The sequence below is a fragment of the Rhodovulum visakhapatnamense genome (genome assembly GCF_004365965.1).
Taxonomy (GTDB): Bacteria; Pseudomonadota; Alphaproteobacteria; order Rhodobacterales; family Rhodobacteraceae; genus Rhodovulum; species Rhodovulum visakhapatnamense.
Genome location: NZ_SOEB01000003.1, coordinates 237,635 through 259,238 on the forward strand (window position 1 = coordinate 237,635; position 21,604 = coordinate 259,238).

Below are 21,604 nucleotides of genomic sequence, written 5' to 3' on the forward strand. Positions count from 1 at the left end.
CGCTTCACATCCGCGTCGCACGCCCCATATAGGGCGGGACCGTTTCCGATGCGCCGAGGCCCGATGCTTTACATTCTCGCCCTCTTCCTGCCGCCGCTTTCGATCCTGCTGATCGGGCGCTGGTTCGTCGCGCTGGTGACGCTGGTGATCTGGATCCCGGCGATCATCTTCTCGGGCGGGCTGACCCATCCGATGTTCATCGTCCTGGCCTGGATTCTGATCTTTCAGCGCGGGGCGGACCGCCGGGCGGGGCTTTAGGCACTCTGGCCCTTCCCTCCGGCGCGCGCTAGCAAACGCGCCATGCGCACCCGCTTCGCCCCGTCTCCGACCGGCCCGCTGCATCTCGGCCATGCCTTCGCGGCGCTGACCGCCTTCGAGCGCGGCCAGATGCTGCTGAGGATCGAGGACATCGATACCGCCCGGTCGCGCCCCGACTGGGAGACGCAGATCTATAACGATCTGGCCTGGCTCGGGCTCGACTGGCCGCGCCCGGTGCTGCGCCAGTCCGGTCGGCTCTCGGCCTATCGCGCCGCGCTAGACCGGCTGTGCGCCATGGGGCTGACCTACCCCTGCCGCTGCCGCCGTGCCGATATCCGCGCGGCCCTGTCGGCCCCGCAGGCGGGCGCGCCGGTCATCGGGCCCGACGGGCTCGTCTATCCCGGCACCTGCCGCGAACGGCCGCTGTCCGATGCCGGGCCCGAGGACGCGATCCGACTGGACATGGCGCGCGCGCTCGACCGGCTCGGCCCCCACCTGCCCGCCTTCACCGAGACCGGCCCAATGCACCCCGGCCCGCACCGTCTCGACGCCAGGGCGCTGATCGAAACCGTCGGCGATGTGGTGCTGGCCCGACGCGACCTGGGCACATCCTATCACCTGGCCGTGGTGGTCGATGACGCCTTCCAGGAGATCGACGAGGTCACGCGCGGCGAGGATCTTTTCGAGGCGACCCCGATCCATGTGTTGTTGCAGGCGCTGCTGGGCTTGCCGACCCCCGCCTATCACCACCACCGGCTGATCCTCGACGACGCGGGCAAGCGGCTGGCCAAGCGCGACGACGCCCGCGCCATCGCCGCCTATCGCGCCGAGGGGGCAACGCCTGCCGACATCCGCCGCATGGTCGGGCTTTAATCCGCCATCGGCGACAGGATCTCGACCTCGGCACCGTCGCGGATCGCGGTGTAGAAACAGCTCCGACGGTTGGTGTGGCAGGCGGGGCCTTCCTGCTCGACCAGCACCAGCAGGCAGTCGCGGTCGCAATCGACCCGCATCTCGATCAGCCGCTGGACATGGCCGCTGGTCTCGCCCTTGACCCAGAACGCCTGGCGCGAGCGCGACCAGTAGGTCACCCGGCCTGTTTCCAGCGTACGCGCCACCGCCTCGGCCGTCATCCAGGCCATCATCAGCACCGTTCCGGCCGCGTCCTGGGCGATGGCGGGGATCAGCCCGGCCTCGTTGTAGCGAAGGCTGGCAGGGTCGAAGGCCATTCGGGAACTCCTTTGAATTCGGACGCGCGCGCGTTATCTAGGACAGGCGAGCGCGGAAGGAAACGCCATGAATGCCCAGAACGATCTGATCAAGCTCTACTCGCAGAAGATCCTGGCACTCGCCGCCGAGATCCCGCATCTCGACCGGCTCGAGGCCCCGATGGGCACCGCGCGCAAGCGCTCGCCGCTTTGCGGCTCGACGGTGACGGTCGATCTCGATGTCGCGGACGGGCGGATCGTGCGCTTCGGGCAGGACGTGAAGGCCTGCGCGCTCGGTCAGGCCGCGGCCTCTGTCGTGGGCACGGCGATCCTCGGGCGGACCCGCGCCGAGGTCGAGACCGCGCGCGATCAGCTTCGGGCGATGCTGAAGGACGAGGGCCCGGCGCCCTCGGCGCCCTTCGAGGGGCTCGAAGTGCTGCTGCCCGCGCGCGACTACAAGAACCGCCACGCCTCGATCATGCTGTCGCTCGAAGCCACGCTCGACGCGTTCGACGCAGCCGAGGCCGCCGCCTGCGCCTGAGCAGCGGACTCCACCTCAAACACGGACCGCGGCCTCCGGTTCGGGCATCGCCCGAACCGGTCGGGCGACGCGCCCCTGGCGCGGCGCAACACGTGAAAGCGTGCGCCGGGACATGGTCCCGGCGCTCCGCCGGATCAGTTGGTGATCAGTTCGGGGCCCATCAACGATGTCGGCAACCAGATCGAGAGCCAGGGCACATAGGTCACCAGGATCAGGAAGACGAACAGCACCGCCAGGAACGGCAGCGCCGCGCGCACCACCCGCATCATCGACATGCCCGCCACGCCCGAGGTCACGAAGAGGTTCAGCCCGACGGGCGGTGTGATCATCCCGATTTCCATGTTCACCACCATGATGATGCCCAGATGGATCGGATCGACCCCCAGCTCGATCGCGATCGGGAAAACCAGCGGCGCCACGATCACGATCAGCCCCGAGGGCTCCATGAACTGCCCGCCGATCAGCAGGATCACGTTGACCACGATCAGGAAGACGATCTTGCCGAAGCCCGCTTCGAGCATCGCGCTGGCGATCTTCTGCGGGATCTGCTCGTCGGTCAGCACATGCTTGAGGATCAGCGCATTGGCGATGATGAACATCAGCATGATGGTCAACTTCGCCGCATCCAGAAGCGTGCGCCGGGTGTCGCGGTGGATGAACCCGGTCAGCAGCGCCTGCGGCCTCTGCCAAAGCGCAACCGGCCCGCGCCCGTCCCGCGCCTTCAGGGGGCCCATGTCGCGATAGACGAAGATCGCGATCAGGAAGGCATAGACCGAGGCCACGGCGGCGGCTTCGGTCGGCGTGAAGACCGCCGAGGCGACGCCCGGAATGCCGTAGATGCCGCCCATGATGATGGCGATCAGCATCAGCCCCCAGAAGGCCTCGCGGAAGCTGGCCCAGATCTCGCCCCAGCCCAGCCATTCGCCCTTGGGCATGCCCTTCACATGGGCCATGACATAGATCGCGGTCATCAGCATCAGCCCGGCGACGGTGCCGGGGATGACGCCCGCCAGGAACATCCGGCCGACCGAGACATCGGTTGCCGAGGCATAGACCACCATCACGATGGAGGGCGGAATGAGGATGCCCAGCGTGCCCGCGTTGCAGATCACGCCCGCCGCGAAGTCGCGGGTATAGCCCACCTTCCGCATCGCCGCGATCACGATCGACCCGATGGCCACCACGGTCGCGGGGGACGAGCCCGAAAGGGCTGCAAACAGCATGCAGGCGAAGACGCCCGCAATGGCCAGCCCGCCCCGCAGATGCCCGACGCAGGCGATGGCAAAGCGGATGATCCGCCGCGCGACGCCGCCCGTCGACATGAAGCTCGAGGCAAGGATGAAGAATGGAATGGCGAGCAGCGTGTAATGCCCCGCCATCGAGTGATAGAGCGACTGCGCCACCGCCGCCAGCGAGGTGTCGGAGAACAGCAGCAGGAAGATGATCGAGGCCATGCCCAGCGACACCGCGATCGGCACGCCGATCAGCAGGAACCCCACGACCATGACAAACAAAAGCACGACATGCATGGCTCAGGCGTCCTTCTCGCGGGCGGCTTCTTCGACCGCGTCCTCTGCCTCGTGGCTGACGATCAGCCCCTGCTGGCGGCCGGTGATGATCCGGAAAGCCGCCTCGATCAGCCGGTACAGCATCATCGCCACCCCGAACGGGATGATCGCGTAGGGCACGGCGATGGGCAGTTTTTCGTAGGGGTCCTCGCCCTCGGGCAGGAACAGGTATTCCAGCGGCGCGCGCAGGAACTCGGGCAGCGGGATCCGCTCGGTCGGCACATAGCCGCGATAATCCCAGGGCTTCATCTCCTCGAAGCCGGTCGGAAACCAGTGCCCGGTCGTCGGCGCCAGGTTCGCGAAGGGCGCCCAGTAATCCCAGGCCCCTTTCATCATCAGCGCCGCATAGACCAGACAGATCGCCACCGCGACGAGAGAAAAGAGCCGCTGGGCCCGGGACGACAGCATGTTGAGGACCGCGTCCACCCCCAGATGCATGGTGATCTTGAACCCGTAGGCGATGCCGAACAGCACCAGCCAGGCGAACAGGATCAGCGTCAGCTCGAGGCTCCAGACGAGGCTCGCGTTGAAGACATAGCGCAGCACCACGTTGACGAAGGTGACCAGCACCATCAGCCCCAGCAGAAGCGCGATCACCGTCTCTTCGACGGCATGGACCGCGCGCCCCAGCGCGGTTTTTGGCCGATAGGCTCCACTCATCGTCCCAGGCCTCCCTCGGGCATGGCGAACAGGTGCCAGAAGCGGCGGTGCCCGTCAGAGCCACCGCCGCCCGGCGCCGGTACGGCGTCTTAGTACTGGTCGTTGATTTCCTGCGCCGCCGCGATGGCGTCGGCACCGACATCGCCCTCGAACTGGGCCCAGACCGGCTTCATGGCATCGACCCAGGCCTGACGCTGTTCGGGCGTCAGTTCGCGCACCGTGGTGCCCGCGTCGATGATCGCCTGCTTGGCCTGCTGGTTGACATTGGTCGACTCGGTGTTCCGCTCGACCGTCACCTCATGCAGGATGGTGGCCAGCTGGTCGCGGATCTCGGGGTCGAGCCCCTCCCACCATTCGACCGAGGTCACGACCATGTAGTCGATCACGCCATGGTTGGTCTCGGTGATGCCATCCTGCACCTCGAAGAACTTCTGGGTGTAGATGTTCGACCAGGTGTTTTCCTGCCCGTCGACGACGCCCGTCTGCAGCGCGCCATAGACCTCGGAGAAGGCCATCGGCTGCGGGCTGGCATCGAGCGCTTCCATCTGCGCCACCAGCACGTCAGAGGCCTGCACCCGGAATTTCAGCCCCTTGGCATCCTCGGGCAGCAGCAGCGGCTTGTCGGCCGAGAACTGCTTGAGCCCGTTATGCCAGAATTCCAGCCCCAGAAGTCCCCGGCGCATCATCGACTGCTTCATCGCCTGGCCGGTTTCGGAGTTCTGGAACGCGTCGATGGCATCCATGTTCTTGAACATGAAGGGCAGATCGAAGATCCGCAGCTTCTTGGTGTATTTCTCGAATTTCGACAGCGACGGCGCGGCCATCTGGACATCGCCGTTCAGCATCGCCTCCAGCACCTTGTCGTCGTCGTAAAGCGTGGTGTTGGGATAGACTTCCATGCAGACCTTGCCGTCCATCTCGTCATTGACGCGGGCGGCCAGCAGGTCGGCGGCAAGGCCCTTGGGGCTGGTCGCACTGGTGACATGGCTGAACTTGATAACGGCTTCGCCCGGATCGCAGGCCGCGAAGGCGGCCCCGGCGGACAGGGTCAGGGCCACGGCCGTGGCGGTAGTGGTCAGAGCTTTCATGCGATCCTCCCAAGATCTGAGCATCCCCCCCCTTCGGGGACGTAGCCTCGGTTTATCGCCGATGATCTTGCGTGTCTCAAGCAAAACCAAACTCTTCCCCATGGGGACTGCGCGCAATGGTCGCTCCGCGCGCGTCAGGCCGGGTCAGGCCGGGTCAGGCCTCCAGCCGTTCGCAACCGGCCCAGACCGGCAGATGCGACCGTTTCAAGATGTTCATGATCCGCGGCTGATCGACGATCCGCACCCAGCCATAGCCGGTCTCGATCAGCCCCTCCTCGACCAGGCGCCGCATCACCCGGTTGGCGGAATTCCGCGACAGCCCGGCCATTTCCGCAAGATCGGCCTGGGTCAGCGGAAACTCGGTGGCGCCATCGTTGAAATCGTAAAGGCGGCGCAGGGTAATGAGGATGCGAACCGAATTGTCGCGATGCACATTTGCATGCAGCAACTGGCCGAGGTTGTCGAAATGACTGACAATGTTCGCCGCAACGTGGCGCCAGGTGTCGGGATCGGACATTGCAACCGTCTCGATATGATGCGCCGAGACCGCCAGCACGGAGGCATCGCGCCGCGCAATCGCCGAGATGCGCCGCTGCGTCATGCCCGGCATGCCGACGGCGCCAAGCCAGTTTCCGGCCTTGGCGACAAAGCCAAGACGCGGGCCGTCGACTCCGGGCTCAAGCACCACGTCAACCACTCCGTCAACGATTCCAACCATGTCCGGTGACGGATCGGCCATGTGAAACAGCGCCTCGCCCCGGCGAAAGCTGCGCAGCCGGGCACCGGCAAGCAGCAGATCGACAAAATGCACCGGAAGAGACCGCAACCAGCCGACTTGACGGATTCGGAGTTTCGCCTGCTCGATTTTCATAAATTGTCAAATACCAGACGGCCCGGAGGCAATTGCATCGAGGACGACATTTCCCCGGGAGCAACGCAGCGTAACAGGTTTTTTGCATTTGCAAATTGAAACCGGCGGACAAGCCAATGCTCTGAAACTCCATGGCGTTGCGTGTCGGCCATCGCGTGTGCCGCCCGGCCGCGCCACCGTCAACCCTGCGCGCTGCGGCATAGCGCACGACAGCACCGCGGCATTTGCGCTTGATCTGAGTCATGGTCGCCGTTACCGCAATCGTCGAAAACCCGGCCCGCCGGGTGGTAACGGAATTGCGACCTGCTGAGGGGCGCGATGGGGGTTTTCCCGCCCGAGAAGGACACCTAGAAGGAGGAACGGGGCGCTCGCCCCGTCGCGTGACATTCATGAACCAGCAGACTGCCGTGACAGAGCCCGCCAAGAAGACCCTGCCCGATGCGCAGACCGTGACCGAGGTTCGCCACTATACCGACCGGCTGTTCTATTTCCGCACCTCGCGTCCGCAATCGCTGCGCTTCCGCTCGGGCGAATTCGTGATGATCGGGCTGCCGGGCGATGACGGCAAGCCGATCATGCGCGCCTATTCGATCGCCTCGCCCTCCTGGGACGAAGGCCTCGATTTCTACTCGATCAAGGTGCAGGACGGCCCGCTGACCTCGCGGCTTCAGCATATCCAGCCCGGCGACCAGATCATCCTGCGCCCCAAACCCGTCGGCACGCTGGTGCTCGATGCGCTGCTGCCCGGCAAGCGTCTGTGGTTTTTGGCGACCGGCACCGGCATCGCCCCCTTCGCCAGCCTGATGCGCGACCCCGATACCTACGAGCGGTATGACGAGGTCATCATGATGCATACCTGCCGCGAGGTGGCGGAACTGGAATTCGGCCGCCAGCTGATCGAAAGCCTGCCCGAGGACCCGCTGATCGGGGAATTCGTCGGCGACAAGCTGAAATACTATCCCACCACGACCCGCGAGACGTCGAAATGGATGGGCCGGGTGACCGACAACCTCGCCTCGGGCAAGGTCTTCGCAGATCTCGGCCTTGACGGCACCCAGATGGACCCTGCCATCGACCGCGCCATGGTCTGCGGATCGCTCGACTTCAACAAGGACGTGATGGCGATCATGGAAGGCTGGGGCCTGAACGAGGGCGCCAATTCCGAACCCGCCGAATATGTGGTCGAGAAAGCCTTCGTCGGCTGACATCCCTTCGCGCCCGTTTAAGACGCCCCGCCCGGCTTGCCCGGCGGGGCGTTTTGCTTTGGGCCCTGCCCCGTGCACAAAAAAGCCGCCGCACTCCCAGGGAGGAGGCGGCGGTCAGGAAGCGGTCCGGCGCGGCGGAAGAGGCAGGCTTCGCGACTACCCGGGGACGGGTCCGGCACAGGACAGCAGGCAGCGGATGGGGCTCAGACAAGCCCCGGAAGATGGAGCCCCGCGACCAGCAGCACCATCAGCGCGGCGGCGCCTGCGGCGTCCTGCCAAAGCGTGGCGCGGCAGCGGGTCAGGACGGATCTCAGCTCGGTCAGCATGGGTCGGGCTCCGGTGTCGATCAGTGTTGCTACTTTGTTCTCATTTCCGGCGCCACCTGTAAAGAACTTTTTAGGAACATTTAACAGATGCCGTCGGACCAGGGGCTTAGCCCGCCTTGATGAGACGAATCGCCTTGTCGCGTTCCATCAGCCACAGAAGCACCCGCGCCGCCTGCCCGCGCGGCCCGGCAAGGCCCGGATCGTCGGCCAGAAGCTTGCGGGCATCGCTTTGCGCCACGGCCATCAGCGCGGCCTGCCGTTCCAGATCGGCGATCCGAAAGCGCGGCAGCCCCGATTGCGCAGTGCCGATCAGATCGCCCGCGCCGCGCATCGCCAGGTCTTCCTCGGCGATGCGGAACCCGTCCTCGGTTTCGCGCAGGATCTCAAGCCGCCGCCGCCCGGCCTCGCCCAGGGGCGCCTGATACATCAGAAGGCAGGTCGAGGCCGCCGCTCCGCGCCCGACCCGGCCCCGAAGCTGGTGCAGTTGCGCCAGCCCGAACCCCTCGGCCCGCTCGATCAGCATGATCGAGGCATTGGGCACGTTCACCCCCACCTCGATCACCGTGGTCGCGACCAGAACCGAGGTTTCGCCCCGCTGGAAGGCGCGCATCGCGGCATCCTTCTCGGCGGGCGGCAGCTGGCCATGCACCAGCCCGACCTTGTCGCCGAAGACCGCGCGCAAGCGCTTGAAGCGCTCTTCGGCGGCCGTCAGATCCGAGACCTCGGATTCCTCGACCAGCGGGCAGACCCAATAGGCCTGCCGCCCCTCGGCCACTGCCTTTCGCAGATGGGCCACGACCTCTTCCATCCGCTCGACCGAGACCAGCGCGGTCTTGACCGGCGTCCGCCCCGGCGGCTTTTCATCCAGCACCGAGATGTCGAGATCGCCATAGGTCGCCAGCGCCAGACTGCGCGGAATGGGGGTTGCCGTCATCACCAGCATGTCGACGCCCCGCCCCTTGGCCGACAGCTCGACCCGCTGCGCGACGCCGAAGCGGTGCTGTTCGTCGACGATGGCCAGGCGCAGGTCGCGGAATTCGACATCCTTCTGAAAGACCGCATGGGTGCCGACCAGCACCTGGATATCGCCCGCCGCCAGCGCCGCCAGCTTGGCCGCGCGTTCGCGGCCCTTGTCGCGCCCGGTCAGGATCTCGATAACCACGCCCGCGCTTTCGGCCAGCGGTTGCAGGCTTTCCAGATGCTGGCGGGCGAGGATCTCGGTCGGGGCCATCATCACGCCCTGCCCGCCCGCCTCGACCGCCACCAGCAGCGCCATCCACGCGACCAGCGTCTTGCCCGAGCCCACATCGCCCTGCAAAAGCCGGGTCATCCGCGCCTCGGCGCCCATGTCCTCGGCGATCTCGTCCATCGCGCGGGCCTGCGCATCGGTCGGCCGGAAGGGCAGCGCCGCCAGCACCTTGCGCCGCAACCGCCCGTCGCCCTGGCTGGGCCGCCCTTTGGCGCGGCGCTGATCGGCCCGGGCCAGCGCCAGCGTCAGCTGATGGGCCAGCAATTCGTCATAGGCCAGCCGCTGGCGCGCGGGCGCCGTGGCGGCGATGTCGCGCGCGGATTGCGGCGCATGGGCAGCCTCCAGCGCCGCGCGCCATCCGGGCCAGCCCTCGCGCACCAGAAGCGCCGGGTCGATCCAGTCCGGCAGATCGGGCGCGCGGGTCAGCGCCGAGGCCACGGCCTTCGTCATCGTCTTCAGCGTAAGCCCGGCGGTCAGCGGATAGACCGGCTCGAAATCGGGGATCTCCGCGGCCTCGCCCGGCGGGAGGACGTGGTCGGGATGGACGATCTGGGCCATGCCGTCGAAGATCTCGACCCTGCCCGAAATCACCCGCCGCGCGCCTTCGGGCAGGATCTTCGACAGGTAATCGCCGCGGGCATGGAAGAAGACCAACTGGAATGCGGTTTCCGCATCCTGCACCTGAATCCGGTAAGGCCGGCCCTTGCCGGAGGCGGGCATATGGGCGCCGACCAGCACCTCGACAGTCGCGACCTCGCCCGGCGCGACGCTGGCGACGGTCTCGACCGGACGGCGGTCGATGCCGGTATGGGGCAGCGTGAAAATCAGATCGCGCGGCTTCTCGATGCCCGTCTGCGCCAATAGCTTGGCCGATTTCGGCCCGATGCCGTCGAGCTTTTCAAGCGCCCCGAAAAGCGGAAAGAGGATATCGGGCCGACCGCTCATGCGCCCCCGATCAGGGCCAGCCAGCCATCCTCGTCGACGGTCTCGATTCCCAGTTCCTCGGCCTTCTTGGCCTTCGACCCGGCGCCCGGCCCCAGCACCACCAGATCGGTTTTCTTCGAAACCGAGCCCGCGACCTTGGCCCCCAGCGCCTCGGCCCGCGCCTTGGCCTCGGCCCGGCTCATCTTTTCCAGCGTGCCGGTGAAGACCACCGTCTTGCCCGCGACCGGGCTGTCGGCCGTCCCCCTTGGCGCCACCGGTTCTACCGTCAGATGCGCGACCAGCCGGTCGATCGAGGCGCGCTCGGCCTCCTGATGGAAGGCGGTGATCAGCGAGCTGGCCATCACCGTGCCGATCCCGTCGATCGCCAAAAGCGCCTCCCAGTCCGGGCCCTCGCCAACCGTGGCATGGGTCACGGCCGCCTCGAACGCCTCCCAGGTCTGGAAGTTGCGGGCCAGAAGATCGGCCGCGGCCTCGCCCAGATGGCGGATGCCGAGCGCGAAGATCAGCCGGTCGAGCGGGATCGTCCGCCGCGCCGCGATGGCGGCGAAAAGGTTCGTCGCCGATTTCTCGCCCCAGCCTTCGCGGTTCTTCAACTGCTGAAGACCTTCGCCATAACGGGTCTCAAGCTCGAAGATGTCGGCGGGCTCCCTGATCCAGCCGTCATTGCAGAGCGCCTCGACCTGTTTCGCGCCGAGCCCCTCGATGTCGAAGGCCCCGCGGCTGACGAAATGCTTGAGCCGCTCGACCGCCTGGGCCGGACAGATCAGCCCGCCCGAACAGCGGCGGACCGCATCGCCCTCTTCGCGGATCGCCTCGGACCCGCATTCGGGGCACTTGGTGGGAAAGCGGAACGGCTCGGTGCCCTCGGGGCGCTTGGCAAGGTCGACATCGGCCACCTTCGGGATCACGTCACCCGCGCGGTAAACCTGCACCCAGTCGCCCTCGCGGATATCCTTGCCGCCGCGGATCTCTTTGCCCTTCGAATCGCGGCCCGCGATGTAATCCTCGTTGTGAAGCGTCGCGTTCGAGACGACAACGCCGCCCACCGTCACCGGATGCAGCCGCGCCACCGGCGACAACGCGCCGGTGCGCCCGACCTGGATCTCGATCCGGTCGAGCCGGGTCCAGGCCAGCTCGGCCGGGAATTTATGGGCGATGGCCCAGCGGGGCGTGGTCGCGCGGAACCCCAGCCGCTCCTGCAGGGCGAGGTCGTTCACCTTGTAGACGACGCCGTCGATATCATAGCCGAGCGTCGCGCGGCGCTGTTCTATCCGGGCGTAATGGGCGGCGAGCGCCTGGGGGCCATCGCAGAGGACGGTCAGCGGATTGACCTGAAAGCCCAGCGCTTTCAGCCGCTCGATGGCGCCCATCTGGGTGTCGGCAAGGGGGGCCGAGACCTCGCCCCAGGCATAGGCGAAGAACTTCAGCGGACGGGCGGCGGTAATGGCGGGGTCGAGCTGGCGCAGCGATCCGGCGGCGGCATTCCTCGGATTCGCGAAGGTCTTGGCGCCGGTTTCGGCCTGGCGTTCGTTCAATGCCTCGAAATCGGCATGGGCCATGTAGACTTCGCCCCGCACCTCGAGGATGTCGGGGGCACCGTCCAGCACCCGGGGGATGTCGGCGATGGTGCGGGCATTGGCGGTGACGTTCTCGCCGACCTCGCCATCGCCCCGGGTCGCGGCCTGCACCAGTTGACCCGCCTCATAGCGCAGCGACAGGGACAGACCGTCGATCTTGGGCTCGGCCGTGTAGAGAAGCGGCGCCTCATCGGCGAGCCCCAGATAGCGGCGGATGCGGGCGTCGAACTCGGTCACGTCGGCGCCATCGAAGGCATTGGCCAGCGACAGCATGCGCCGCACATGGGCGATCTTGGCGAACCCTTCGGCGGGCGCGGCCCCGACCCGGTCGGACGGGCTGTCGGCCCGCTTCAGTGCGGGAAACCGGGCCTCGATCGCCGCATTGCGCCGCTTGAGCGCATCATAAGCCGCATCCGAAAGAGTGGGCGCGTCTTCCTGGTGATAGGCGGCATCGGCCTCGGCAATGGCCTTGGCCAGCCGGGCCAGTTCGGCCCGCGCCTCGGTCTCCGACAGCGCTTCGACAGAACGTTCGTCGGTCATTCCGGCCCCCCGCATTGCCCCTGGCAGAGTGATAGGGGGGCTGAGGCCGGATTTCCAGCGGGTGCGTTCGGCGCCGCCTCAGGCGCCGATAGCGAAGGACCCCGGCATGGCCTGACCCGGCTCGGGGTCGCGCAGGACATAGCCCCGGCCCCAGACCGTCTCGATATAGGTTTCGCCGCCCGTGGCCTGGGCGAGCTTCTTGCGCAGCTTGCAGATGAAGACGTCGATGATCTTCAGCTCGGGCTCGTCCATGCCGCCATAGAGATGGTTCAGGAACATCTCCTTGGTCAGGGTCGTCCCCTTGCGAAGCGACAGAAGCTCGAGCATCTGATATTCCTTGCCGGTCAGATGCACCGGCTTGCCTTCGACCTCGACCGTCTTGGCGTCCAGGTTGACCTCGATCTTGCCGGTGCGAATCACCGACTGAGAGTGCCCCTTGGACCGGCGGATGATGGCGTGGATCCGCGCCACAAGTTCCTCGCGGTGGAACGGCTTGGTCATGTAATCGTCCGCGCCGAAGCCGAAGCCCTTGATCTTGTTCTCGGTATCGGCTGCGCCCGAGAGGATCAGGATCGGCGTGTCGATGCGTGCCAGACGCAGCTGACGCAGGACCTCATGCCCGTTCATGTCGGGCAGGTTGAGGTCAAGAAGAATCAAATCGTAGTCATAGAGCTTTGCAAGATCTATGCCCTCTTCCCCAAGGTCTGTGGTATAGACGTTGAGGTTGGCATGGGTCAGCATAAGCTCGATGCTCTTCGCTGTGGTCGGATCGTCTTCCACCAACAGAACGCGCATGGCTAGGTCTCCGCTAAGTACCGTCGAACTTTGTCGCACCCTGACGAACAATGGTTAATTGCACGTTACCTTAACATTTACCCTAGCATTTACAATTTGAGGTTGTCTAGAAGCAATTCGACTCGACCGTCCTCAAAGCTCTGTCCGGCGGTTTGATTTGAGCGACGTGACCTTGAGCCCGGCGATCCCGAACTCGCGTACTGCCTTCTTCCAGCTGGAAAATTCCTCGGCGGACAGGGTGTAGCGATCAAGCGCCTCCTCCTCGGAGATCAGGCCCGCGGCGACGGCCTTGACCACGGCCGCCTTGCGGCTGGCCACCCAGCGGCGGGTGTCGACCGGGGGAAGGTCGGCCCGGCTCATGGTGGTGCCGTCAGGCAAGTTAACGGTGCGAGGCCCGTCGATACGTTTCAGGAACATGGCTACTTATCCCTTGCAAATCCGGCGCGAGGGTGGCGTTTTCCTGCTTAAAGGTGGGTGAAGGCGGGTCTTGAGAGTATCTCGCATTTTCCTATATTGCCCGAGACTTGTTCCCTGGAGTTCCCACGATGCCACGCGACGGCGCCCCGCGCGCTCTGAACTCGCTGGGCTTTGCAAAGCCCGAATCCGAAACCCGCGTGCTGGTCGCCATGTCCGGCGGCGTGGACAGTTCGGTCGTGGCCGCGATGCTGGCCGAGGAAGGCTATGACGTGGTGGGAATCACCTTGCAGCTTTACGACCACGGCGCGGCGCTGGCCAAGAAGGGCGCCTGTTGCGCGGGCCGCGACATCCACGACGCCCGCCGGGTGGCCGAAAGCGTGGGCTTTCCGCATTACGTGCTCGACTATGAAAACCTCTTCCGCGACGCGGTGATCGAGGAATTCGCCGACAGCTATCTGGCGGGCGCGACGCCGGTGCCCTGCATCCGCTGCAACGAGCGGGTCAAGTTCCGCGACCTGCTGGCGACGGCCAAGGATCTGGACGCCGACTGCATGGCGACCGGCCACTACATCCAGCGCAAGATCGGGCCGAACGGGGCCGAGCTGCATTGCGCGGCCGATCCGGCGCGCGATCAGTCCTATTTCCTGTTCTCGACCACGCCCGACCAGCTTGATTACCTGCGATTCCCGCTGGGGCATCTGCCCAACAAGGACGCGACCCGGGCGCTGGCCGCGAAATACGGGCTGCCGGTCGCGGACAAGCCCGACAGTCAGGACATCTGCTTCGTGCCCGAGGGCAACTATGCCTCGGTGATCGAAAAGCTGCGCCCGGGTGCCGCCGAACCGGGCGAGATCGTCCATGCCGATGGCCGCGTGCTGGGGACCCACAAGGGCGTGATCCATTACACCATCGGCCAGCGCCGCGGGCTGGGGATCGGCGGGCTCGACGAACCGCTTTATGTCGTGCGGCTCGATGTCGATGCGCGGCAGGTCGTGGTCGGCCCGAAAGAGATGCTGTCGACCCGCATCGTGCCGGTCCGCGAAATCAACTGGCTGGGCGATGCCCCCCTGACCTCGCGGCCCGAATGGGAGGTCTCGGTCAAGGTGCGCTCGACCCGGCCGCCGCGCGCGGCGATCCTGCGGCCGCTGTCCGAGACCGAGGCCGAGGTCGAGCTGCTGACCCCCGAAGAGGGTGTGAGCCCCGGGCAGGCCTGCGTGCTTTATGAGACCGGGGGCAGCCGGGTGCTGGGCGGCGGCTGGATCTGGCGCGGCGCGAATCGGGGTTGAGCCGCCCGCGCCAGCCCTGCATCCTGAGCGCGAACCGGATCGAACGGAGAACGCCCGGATGCGCCCTGCCCTTGCCGTTGCCCTTGCCGGGCTTCTACTCGCCGCGCCGCTTTGGGCCGACGAAACCCGCCAAGACCGGCTGGAGGCGGCCCATGACTATGTCCAGCGCGCCGTGGCCGACATGGATCTCGAGGAAATCGTGCGCTCGATGTGGCGCCCGGCCGTGTCCAGCATCGAGGCCGGCGGCACCCGCCTGACCGCCTCGCAACTGTCGCGGATCGAGGCGCTTTATGCCGAGATCTATACCGACCGGCTGCGCGCGCTGATGCTGTCGCAGGACGAGCTGATGGCCGATCTGATGACGCTGGACGAAATCGAGGCGCTGCGCGACTTCTACGCCACGCCCGAGGGCCGGTCGGTCATGCAGAAGCTGCCCAAGGTGCTGAACGCGCAGCAGCCGCAGATCATCGAGCTGGTGCAAAGCACGATGCCCGAGGTTCTGACCCGGATGCAGGGGATCGTCGAGGCGCCCTGAGCCCCGCTAGTTTCGCCGCGCCGTCGCCAGACCGTCCAGCACCGCGCGCGCGGCGCGCCGCCCCGGCGCCTCGCCGCCCTGGCCAAGCCGGTCCATGGTGACGCGCATCGCCTCGATCTGGGGCGCGCGGTAGGCCGGGTCCTCCAGCAGCAGGCACAGCGCGGCGGCGATCGGGCCGGGCTGGCAGGCCTCGCCCAGAAATTCGGGGACCGCGCGGGTTTCGCTGACGATATTGACCAGTGTCACGGTATCGAGCCGCACCATCCGCCAGATGATCTGGCGGCTGAGCCAGTTCATGTCATAGGCGATGACCATGGGCGTTTCGGACGCGGCCAGTTCCAGCGACACGGTACCCGAGGCCGCCAGCGCCAGATCGGCCGCGGCGAAGGCGGCGCGCTTGGCGGCCGCCGCGGCAGTGCCGTCGGCGCGCGGGTCGATCAGCACCGGCGCGCCGGGCCAGGCGGCGGTCAGGCCCGCGACCCTCTCGGCCACGCCCGCCGTCGTCGGCACCACGACGCGCAGCCCCGGATGCTGGGACGCGACCGTCTGCAGCGCCGTGCCGAAGACCGGCGCCAGCCGGTCGACCTCGCCCGCGCGCGACCCCGGCAACACGAGGCAGAGCGGCGCGTCTGCCGCGATGCCGTGGCGGTCGCGGAAGGCGCGGGCCTCCTGGTCCGAGGCGCGGGGCTGGGCCACCACCGGATGCCCGACGAAATCGCAACGCATCCCGGCGGCTTCCATATAGGGCGGCTCGAACGGGAACAGCGCCAGCACCTGATCGATCGCCTCGGCCATCCGCGCGGCCCGGCCCGGCCGCCAGGCCCAGACCGTGGGGGCCACGTAATGGACCGTGCGCACAGGGCTTTGCGCCTTGACCCGGCGCGCGACCCGCAGGCAGAAATCCGGGCTGTCGATGGTCACCAGCGCATCGGGCGACAGCCGCACCACCTCGGCCGCGCATTCCTTGATCCGCCGCATCAGCGCCGCATAGCGCGGCAGCACCTCGGCGATGCCCATCACCGACAGCTCGTCCATCGGAAAAAGGCTTTCCAACCCCTCGGCCTGCATGAGAGGTCCGCCCACCCCATGCACCTCGAGCCCCGGATCGAGCTCTTTCAGCCCGGCGATCAGCGCCGCCCCGAGCGCATCGCCCGAAGGCTCGCCCGCGATGAAGAAAAGCCGCGTCACGGCTCCCGGACCCAGATGAAGACCCCCAGCGCGTCGGCCCGGGCCACGGTTTCGGCGCGATCCAGCACCATGACGCCGCCCGCCTCCAGCACGATCCCCGCAAGCCCCGCGCGGTGGGCCGCCTCGACGGTCGCAGGCCCGATGGCAGGCAGATCGACCCGGCGGTCCTGCCCGGGTTTGGGCGCCTTGTAGACCACGCCCCGCGCGCCCCTGGGGTCGGGACGGCAACCGGCCGCCGTCTCGGCGACGAAGGCCAGCATCGCATCGGTCCCGGGCAGCGTCTCGACCGCCAGACACAGGCCCTGCGCCACCACCGCGCCCTGCCCGACATCGACCGCGCCGAGACCCTCGACGATGGCGGCGGCGCGTGCCGCATCCTTCTCGTCGGCTTTCGAGGGCGCGACCCCGGTCAGAACGCCCGGCGCGGGCAGCAGATCGGGGGCGACCGCATCGGCGCCGACGACGGCAAACCCGTCTTCCTCGAACAGCGCGATCACGGCGCGCAAGAGACCGTCATCGCCCTGCGCCAGATAGGGCAGGATGCGCGGCAGAAGCTGGGCGGTGCGCGGGTCGATCCGCTCGGGGTCGAGCCGGGGCCGCCGGATCGTTCCGGCCAGCACCACCCGGGTCACGCCGCGACCGTGCAGCAGATCGAACAGCACCGCGAGCCGTTCCAGCGCGAAGGTCTCGACCGGCCAGCGGTCGGCCTCGTCCATCGCGAAGCCCTCGATCTGGGCGATCAGGAAGGGCATTCCCGCAGCCTCCATGGCGCGGGCAAGATGCGCGGGCAGCGCGCCGCCCCCGGCGATCAGGGCCGTGGTGCCGACAACGGTCTCGGGTGAAGTCTCGGGCATCGGGTCGGTCCTCGCTCCGGTCTGGGCCTCGATAGGCGCGTCGTCAGGGTTTCGGCGTCAGGAAGGACCGGTCGGTATCGGCCAGCACGAACTCGACCATCTGGCGCACATAGGCGCTGTCGGCGGTCTCGGCGAGGTGCCGCGCGCGCTGATGGAAGGTGCCTTCGCCCTCGGCCAGATGCTGGAAAGCGGCCCGGAGCGCCGCAATATCCTCGCGCGCGACGCCGCGGCGCTTGAGCCCGACAAGGTTCAGCCCGTCCAGCACGCCGCGCGGCCCCTGCACCAGCCCGAAGGGGATCACGTCATTGGTGACCATGGTCAGCGCGCCGACGATCGCACCCTGCCCGATCCGCACCCATTGGTGGATACCGGCAAGCCCGCCGATGACGACATTGTCGCCGATGATGCAATGCCCGGCAAAGGCCGCGTGATTGGCCACGATCACGCCATTGCCGACCTGAACGTCATGACCGACATGGCTGCCGGTCATGAACAGGCAATCGTCGCCGACCCGGGTGATGCCGCCGCCGCCCTCGGTGCCGGTATTCATGGTCACCGCCTCGCGGATGCGGTTGCGCTTGCCCACGATCAGCCGGGTTTCCTCGCCGCGGTATTTCAGATCCTGCGGGATGTCGCCGATATTGGCGAAGGGAAAGATCACCGTCCCGTCGCCGATCTCGGTCAGCCCGGTCACCACCGCGTGGCTTTTGACCACCACATCCGGCCCGAGCCGGACCTTCGGACCGATCACCGAGAACGGGCCGACCGTGGCCCCGGGGCCGATCTCGGCACCGTCCTCGACAAGGGCCGAGGGGTGGATCTTGGCGCTGGGGTCGATCGCCATGGCGGCTTACTCCGGGTTGATGTCCATCATCGCGGTGAATTCGGCTTCGGCCGCGATCTCGCCGCCGACCTTCGCCACACCTTCGAACTTCCAGATCTTGACCTTCTTCGAGCCGCCGCGCTTGACCGTCACATGCAGCTCGAGCACGTCGCCGGGAACAACCATCCGACGGAACTTGCACTTGTCCATCGCCATGAAATAGACCAGCAGGTCATCCTCGGACAGATCCACCGACTTGCCAACGAGAACCCCGCCGGTCTGGCCCATGGCCTCGACGATCAGCACCCCGGGCATGATCGGCTTCGACGGGAAATGCCCCTGGAAATGCGGCTCGTTGATCGAGACGTTCTTGATCCCGACGGCGCTGTGGCCCGGCACGATGTCCGTCACCCGGTCGATCATCAGAAACGGATAGCGGTGCGGCAAAATCTTCTGGATTTCGTCGATATCGGCCTCAAGGACCTGACTGTCGGACATCGAGCCTGTCTCCTTGCACATTGCGAATATGCTTTCATCACGCGGTACGGAGCGCAGTATCAACTCGTCCGTGCCGAGACAAGCGACGCCTAGTCGCCGCTCTGGCCCGTTCCTTCCGGCGCTGCGGGCTCCAAAGAAGATGGCTCCGGAGGATCGGCCGCGGCGCCCTCGGCGGCGTCCGGCACTGCCTCGCCGTCCGGGTCGATGACCACCCGCTCGTCCAAAAGAGCGATGGCGTCGGCGGTAATGTCGACCTGACCGGCCGACAGGATCACCGCCTCGCGCGCCAGAACCGCGACGGCACCGCGGTCTCGCACGATCTCGGCAAGAACCGGCAGTGCCTTGCGGAAGAAATCCTGCCGGTCCCCCTCGCGGCGCTGGGTCAGCTCGCGCGCCTTGCGCTCCTGCGTGGCGCGGATCGTTTCGACCTTGCTGTCGAAGGCCTCGGCCAGCGGCCGGAACTGGTCGGGCGGCACCGTGGCGCGCTGTTCGGTCAGCGCGCGTTCCTCGGCCACAAGCTCGCTCTCGATCCGCCGGTTCTCGGCGGCCAGGGCGGCGGCTTCGGCCTCGAGCGCCTGCTCGATCGCCTGACCGGCCTTGCTGTCCTGGAACAGACGGTCCTGATCGAGCGTCAGGATCGGGCTGAGAAAGACCGGACGCCCGTCCTGCGCCAGCGCCGGACCGGCAAGGCCAAGCGCCGCCGCGGCGGCCAGCGCCCATCCGCGACCCGCCCGGCGCATCGGCTCAGAACCTCGTCGAGATCGTGAAGTCGAAGTTCTGCTCTTCGTCGTAGTCCTCTTTCATGACCGCCTTCGAGAAGTTGAAGCGCAGCGGACCGAGCGGGGTCTTCCAGAAAAGCGACACCCCCACCGCGGACCGCAGATGGAAGTCGTCATCGACAGGCCCCGAGGAGGTGCCGGTGTTGTCCAGCCCCCAGACCGTGCCGAAATCGGCGAAGACGCCGCCGGTGATGCCGTATTCGGCGGGCAGGCCCAGCGGGAATTCGGCCTCGAACCGGGCCACGGCGTACATGTTGCCCCCGAGCGCCTCGTCGCCTTCGCGCGGACCGAGGCCGTTGCCGTCGAAACCGCGCATCTTGCCGTTCAGGAAGTAGCGTTCGGTCACCCGGCTTTCGGAATCGCCCAGCATGGTCAGCGCCCCGCCCTCAAGCTCGGCGCGCAGCGTCACCTCTTCGTTCCAGACCATCCTCTGGACGCCCGCCAGGGCCGTGGTCTCGATGAATTCAAGATCGCCGCCAAGCCCGGCATAGTCCTGGTTGAACTTCAGCACGATCCCGGAATTGGGATCGAGCCCGGTGCGGCGGGTGTCGTAGGTGAACCCGTAGCCGACCTTCGAAAAGGTCTGACCCGGGTCTTCGGCCTCGCGGGCCAGCACCTCGGAATCGCCCTCGTAATTCTTGAAGGTGTTTTCGCCGATGGCATAGCGCAGCTCGAACCGGCCGTTCTCCGAAATCGGGAATTCCAGCGACGGCGAGATCTCGATCTTCTGGGTCTCGTATTCGCTGTCGTATTTGCCGGTATCGGTCTGCGAATAGGTCGCCCCGAAGCGGAACCGCACGTCGCGCCCGAGGAAGGCCGGCTCGACGAAGACCAGCCGCGAGGTCGCGTTGTCGGTGCCGGTATCGATCCGGGCGCTCAGGTACTGGCCACGGCCGAGGAAGTTGTTTTCGCTGAAGGACAGCGCGGCGCCCGCTCCGTCGGTCTGCGAATAGCTCAGGCCGAAGGACAGCGTCCCGGTCGGCTGTTCCTCGACATTGACGTCGATGATCATCTGGTCGGGGCTGGTGCCCTCGCGCGCCGAGACATCGGCGGTCGAGAAGAAGCCGAGCGCGCGGATGCGGTCGGCGGTCTGCCGGATCTCGCGCGGGTTGAAGGGGTCGCCCTCGACGGTGTTGAACTGCCGCCGGACCACGCGGTCGAGCGTGGTGGCGTTGCCCTCGATGTCGATGCGCTCGACGAAAAGCCGCGGGCCGCGTTCGACGACGAACTCGACATCCAGCGTCAGGTCGCGGTCGTTGCGGGTGATCCGCGGGGTGATACGGATGAAGTTCAGCCCCTTCTGCACCGCCAGCCGTTCCATCCGGGCGACCGTGGTCTCGATCGCCATGGGCGTGTAGGTATCGCCTTCCCTGACCCGGGCCGCCTGCTGGAACTCGTCGGGATCGACCTCGGTCAGGTCCGACGAGGTGGTGATCTTGCCGAAATTGAACTTCTGCCCCTCGCGGATATTGAAGGTCAGCAGATAGGCGTCGCGGTTGCGGGTCAGTTCGGGCGTGACCGACAGCACCTGGAAATCGACATAGCCGCGCGAGGTGTAGAAGTCCTTCAGCACCTGCTTGTCGAACTCGATCCGGTCGGCGACGAAGGTGTCCGAACGGATCAGACGGCGCAGCAGGCCCGCCTGCTTGGTCCCCAGCGCCCGGCGCAGGCGGCCTTCGGAATAGGCACGGTTGCCGACAAAGGAAATGCGCTCGATCTCGACCACGGCGCCTTCGGCGATCTCGAAGACCAGATCGACGCGGTTGTCGGAGCGTTCGATGATGCGGGGCGTGACCGTGGCGGCAATGCGGCCGGATTGTTCATAGGCGGCGGCGATGGCCGAGGCGTCGGCTTCGGCGGTGGACGGCGAATAGACCCGGCGCGACTGGGACTGGACGATCTTCTGCAGATCCTCGTCCTTGATCCGGGCATTGCCCTCGAAGCCGATGCGGTTGACGGTCGGGTATTCGGTGACCTTGATGACCAGCGTCCCGCCCTGCGGCACCAGCTCGACGGATTCGAAAAGGCCGCTGTCGACAACGGCCTGATAGGCATCGTTCAAACGGGCCGCCGAGACCGTCTCGCCGCGCGAGATGTTGGCATAGCTCGCCACGGTCGAGGCATCGACCCGCTCGTTGCCCTCGACGCGCACATTGGAAAAGCTGTAGCTCTGCGCCATGGCCAGCTGCGGCACGCCCGCGCCGAGCCCCACGGCGACCGCGACGGCCGACAAGGCGAGGTTGCGCGCCCCCGGCCGGGTGCCGAGAAATCCCTGCGAAGATTTGGTCATGTGCCCGTCCCAAGGTGACGTTTTCTTTCCGCCTTGCTAGCTTGCGGGCTGGGCTTTGTCAAAAGGCCGAAGCCAGGAAAATCGCCGATCGTTGCCGCGCTTC

The 21,604-nt window shown here is 66.8% G+C and carries 22 protein-coding genes; 6 read left to right on the forward strand and 16 right to left on the reverse strand.

The annotated features are described in order from the left end of the window. Positions 1-63: 63 nt before the first annotated feature. A complete protein-coding gene (locus tag EV657_RS04390; protein WP_113668650.1) occupies positions 64-258 on the forward strand; it encodes a hypothetical protein in 195 nt (64 codons plus the stop codon). Between the two features lie 42 nt (positions 259-300). Beyond that, positions 301-1,131 (forward strand): tRNA glutamyl-Q(34) synthetase GluQRS, encoded by an 831-nt coding sequence (gluQRS, locus tag EV657_RS04395; protein WP_134077243.1) that lies wholly within the window; start codon positions 301-303, stop codon positions 1,129-1,131. On the opposite strand, the gene hisI is transcribed toward gluQRS, so the two are convergent. Continuing rightward, complete coding sequence (hisI, locus tag EV657_RS04400) at positions 1,128-1,487, reverse strand: phosphoribosyl-AMP cyclohydrolase (RefSeq protein ID WP_108023060.1); 360 nt, start codon at positions 1,485-1,487, stop codon at positions 1,128-1,130. The two genes, gluQRS and hisI, sit on opposite strands and share 4 nt — an antisense overlap. Positions 1,488-1,554: 67 nt before the next feature. On the opposite strand from hisI, the gene EV657_RS04405 reads away from it, so the two are divergent. Beyond that, positions 1,555-2,007, forward strand: a complete 453-nt coding sequence (locus EV657_RS04405) for an iron-sulfur cluster assembly scaffold protein (protein WP_112314965.1) — start codon at positions 1,555-1,557, stop codon at positions 2,005-2,007. Positions 2,008-2,141: 134 nt separating this feature from the next. Here the strand turns inward: EV657_RS04405 and EV657_RS04410 are convergent, their stop codons facing one another. The 4 genes from EV657_RS04410 to EV657_RS04425 all read right to left on the reverse strand — a co-directional run bounded on the left by EV657_RS04410 (position 2,142) and on the right by EV657_RS04425 (position 6,134). Continuing rightward, the gene (locus EV657_RS04410; protein ID WP_134077244.1) at positions 2,142-3,536 is read right to left on the reverse strand and encodes a TRAP transporter large permease; all 1,395 of its coding nucleotides are present in this window, start codon (positions 3,534-3,536) and stop codon (positions 2,142-2,144) included. 3 nt (positions 3,537-3,539) lie between these two features. Beyond that, the gene (locus EV657_RS04415) at positions 3,540-4,235 is read right to left on the reverse strand and encodes a TRAP transporter small permease (RefSeq protein ID WP_075785865.1); all 696 of its coding nucleotides are present in this window, start codon (positions 4,233-4,235) and stop codon (positions 3,540-3,542) included. Positions 4,236-4,324: 89 nt separating this feature from the next. Then, the gene (locus EV657_RS04420) at positions 4,325-5,323 is read right to left on the reverse strand and encodes a TRAP transporter substrate-binding protein (protein ID WP_113668647.1); all 999 of its coding nucleotides are present in this window, start codon (positions 5,321-5,323) and stop codon (positions 4,325-4,327) included. A 154-nt stretch (positions 5,324-5,477) separates the two neighbouring features. Continuing rightward, the gene (locus EV657_RS04425; protein WP_165828037.1) at positions 5,478-6,134 is read right to left on the reverse strand and encodes a Crp/Fnr family transcriptional regulator; all 657 of its coding nucleotides are present in this window, start codon (positions 6,132-6,134) and stop codon (positions 5,478-5,480) included. Between the two features lie 449 nt (positions 6,135-6,583). On the opposite strand from EV657_RS04425, the gene EV657_RS04430 reads away from it, so the two are divergent. Then, positions 6,584-7,399 (forward strand): ferredoxin--NADP reductase, encoded by an 816-nt coding sequence (locus tag EV657_RS04430; protein WP_075785862.1) that lies wholly within the window; start codon positions 6,584-6,586, stop codon positions 7,397-7,399. Between the two features lie 203 nt (positions 7,400-7,602). Here the strand turns inward: EV657_RS04430 and EV657_RS22495 are convergent, their stop codons facing one another. From EV657_RS22495 to sciP, 5 genes are all read right to left on the reverse strand, one after another. Continuing rightward, positions 7,603-7,725, reverse strand: a complete 123-nt coding sequence (locus EV657_RS22495; protein WP_256359728.1) for a hypothetical protein — start codon at positions 7,723-7,725, stop codon at positions 7,603-7,605. A gap of 106 nt (positions 7,726-7,831) precedes the next feature. Continuing rightward, complete coding sequence (gene recG / locus EV657_RS04435; protein WP_113668646.1) at positions 7,832-9,919, reverse strand: ATP-dependent DNA helicase RecG; 2,088 nt, start codon at positions 9,917-9,919, stop codon at positions 7,832-7,834. After that, positions 9,916-12,036, reverse strand: coding sequence for an NAD-dependent DNA ligase LigA (ligA, locus tag EV657_RS04440; RefSeq protein WP_134077245.1), 2,121 nt, complete (start codon positions 12,034-12,036; stop codon positions 9,916-9,918). Before ligA ends, recG begins: the two co-directional genes overlap by 4 nt. Positions 12,037-12,114: 78 nt before the next feature. After that, the gene (gene ctrA / locus EV657_RS04445) at positions 12,115-12,831 is read right to left on the reverse strand and encodes a response regulator transcription factor CtrA (protein WP_113668644.1); all 717 of its coding nucleotides are present in this window, start codon (positions 12,829-12,831) and stop codon (positions 12,115-12,117) included. Positions 12,832-12,963: 132 nt separating this feature from the next. Beyond that, positions 12,964-13,248: a CtrA inhibitor SciP gene (gene sciP, locus EV657_RS04450; protein WP_075785858.1), complete on the reverse strand. Its 285-nt coding sequence runs from the start codon at positions 13,246-13,248 to the stop codon at positions 12,964-12,966. A gap of 128 nt (positions 13,249-13,376) precedes the next feature. Here sciP and mnmA point away from each other — a divergent pair, with 128 nt between their 5' ends. Next, positions 13,377-14,534 (forward strand): tRNA 2-thiouridine(34) synthase MnmA, encoded by a 1,158-nt coding sequence (gene mnmA, locus EV657_RS04455; protein ID WP_134077246.1) that lies wholly within the window; start codon positions 13,377-13,379, stop codon positions 14,532-14,534. Between the two features lie 58 nt (positions 14,535-14,592). Then, positions 14,593-15,069: a DUF2059 domain-containing protein gene (locus EV657_RS04460; protein WP_075785856.1), complete on the forward strand. Its 477-nt coding sequence runs from the start codon at positions 14,593-14,595 to the stop codon at positions 15,067-15,069. Between the two features lie 6 nt (positions 15,070-15,075). Here EV657_RS04460 and lpxB read toward each other — a convergent pair whose 3' ends face one another. The 6 genes from lpxB to bamA all read right to left on the reverse strand — a co-directional run bounded on the left by lpxB (position 15,076) and on the right by bamA (position 21,501). Further along, the gene (lpxB, locus tag EV657_RS04465; protein WP_134077248.1) at positions 15,076-16,257 is read right to left on the reverse strand and encodes a lipid-A-disaccharide synthase; all 1,182 of its coding nucleotides are present in this window, start codon (positions 16,255-16,257) and stop codon (positions 15,076-15,078) included. Continuing rightward, complete coding sequence (locus EV657_RS04470) at positions 16,254-17,111, reverse strand: LpxI family protein (protein WP_134077249.1); 858 nt, start codon at positions 17,109-17,111, stop codon at positions 16,254-16,256. The genes lpxB and EV657_RS04470 overlap by 4 nt, the downstream gene beginning before the upstream one ends. 43 nt (positions 17,112-17,154) lie before the next feature. Then, complete coding sequence (gene lpxA / locus EV657_RS04475) at positions 17,155-17,955, reverse strand: acyl-ACP--UDP-N-acetylglucosamine O-acyltransferase (protein ID WP_113668642.1); 801 nt, start codon at positions 17,953-17,955, stop codon at positions 17,155-17,157. Positions 17,956-17,961: 6 nt separating this feature from the next. After that, positions 17,962-18,432 (reverse strand): 3-hydroxyacyl-ACP dehydratase FabZ, encoded by a 471-nt coding sequence (gene fabZ / locus EV657_RS04480; RefSeq protein ID WP_113668641.1) that lies wholly within the window; start codon positions 18,430-18,432, stop codon positions 17,962-17,964. 89 nt (positions 18,433-18,521) lie between these two features. Further along, on the reverse strand, positions 18,522-19,172 hold the full coding sequence (locus tag EV657_RS04485) for an OmpH/Skp family outer membrane protein (RefSeq protein ID WP_134077250.1): 651 nt from the start codon (positions 19,170-19,172) through the stop codon (positions 18,522-18,524). Between the two features lie 4 nt (positions 19,173-19,176). Then, positions 19,177-21,501, reverse strand: coding sequence for an outer membrane protein assembly factor BamA (gene bamA / locus EV657_RS04490; RefSeq protein WP_081382112.1), 2,325 nt, complete (start codon positions 21,499-21,501; stop codon positions 19,177-19,179). Positions 21,502-21,604: the final 103 nt, after the last annotated feature.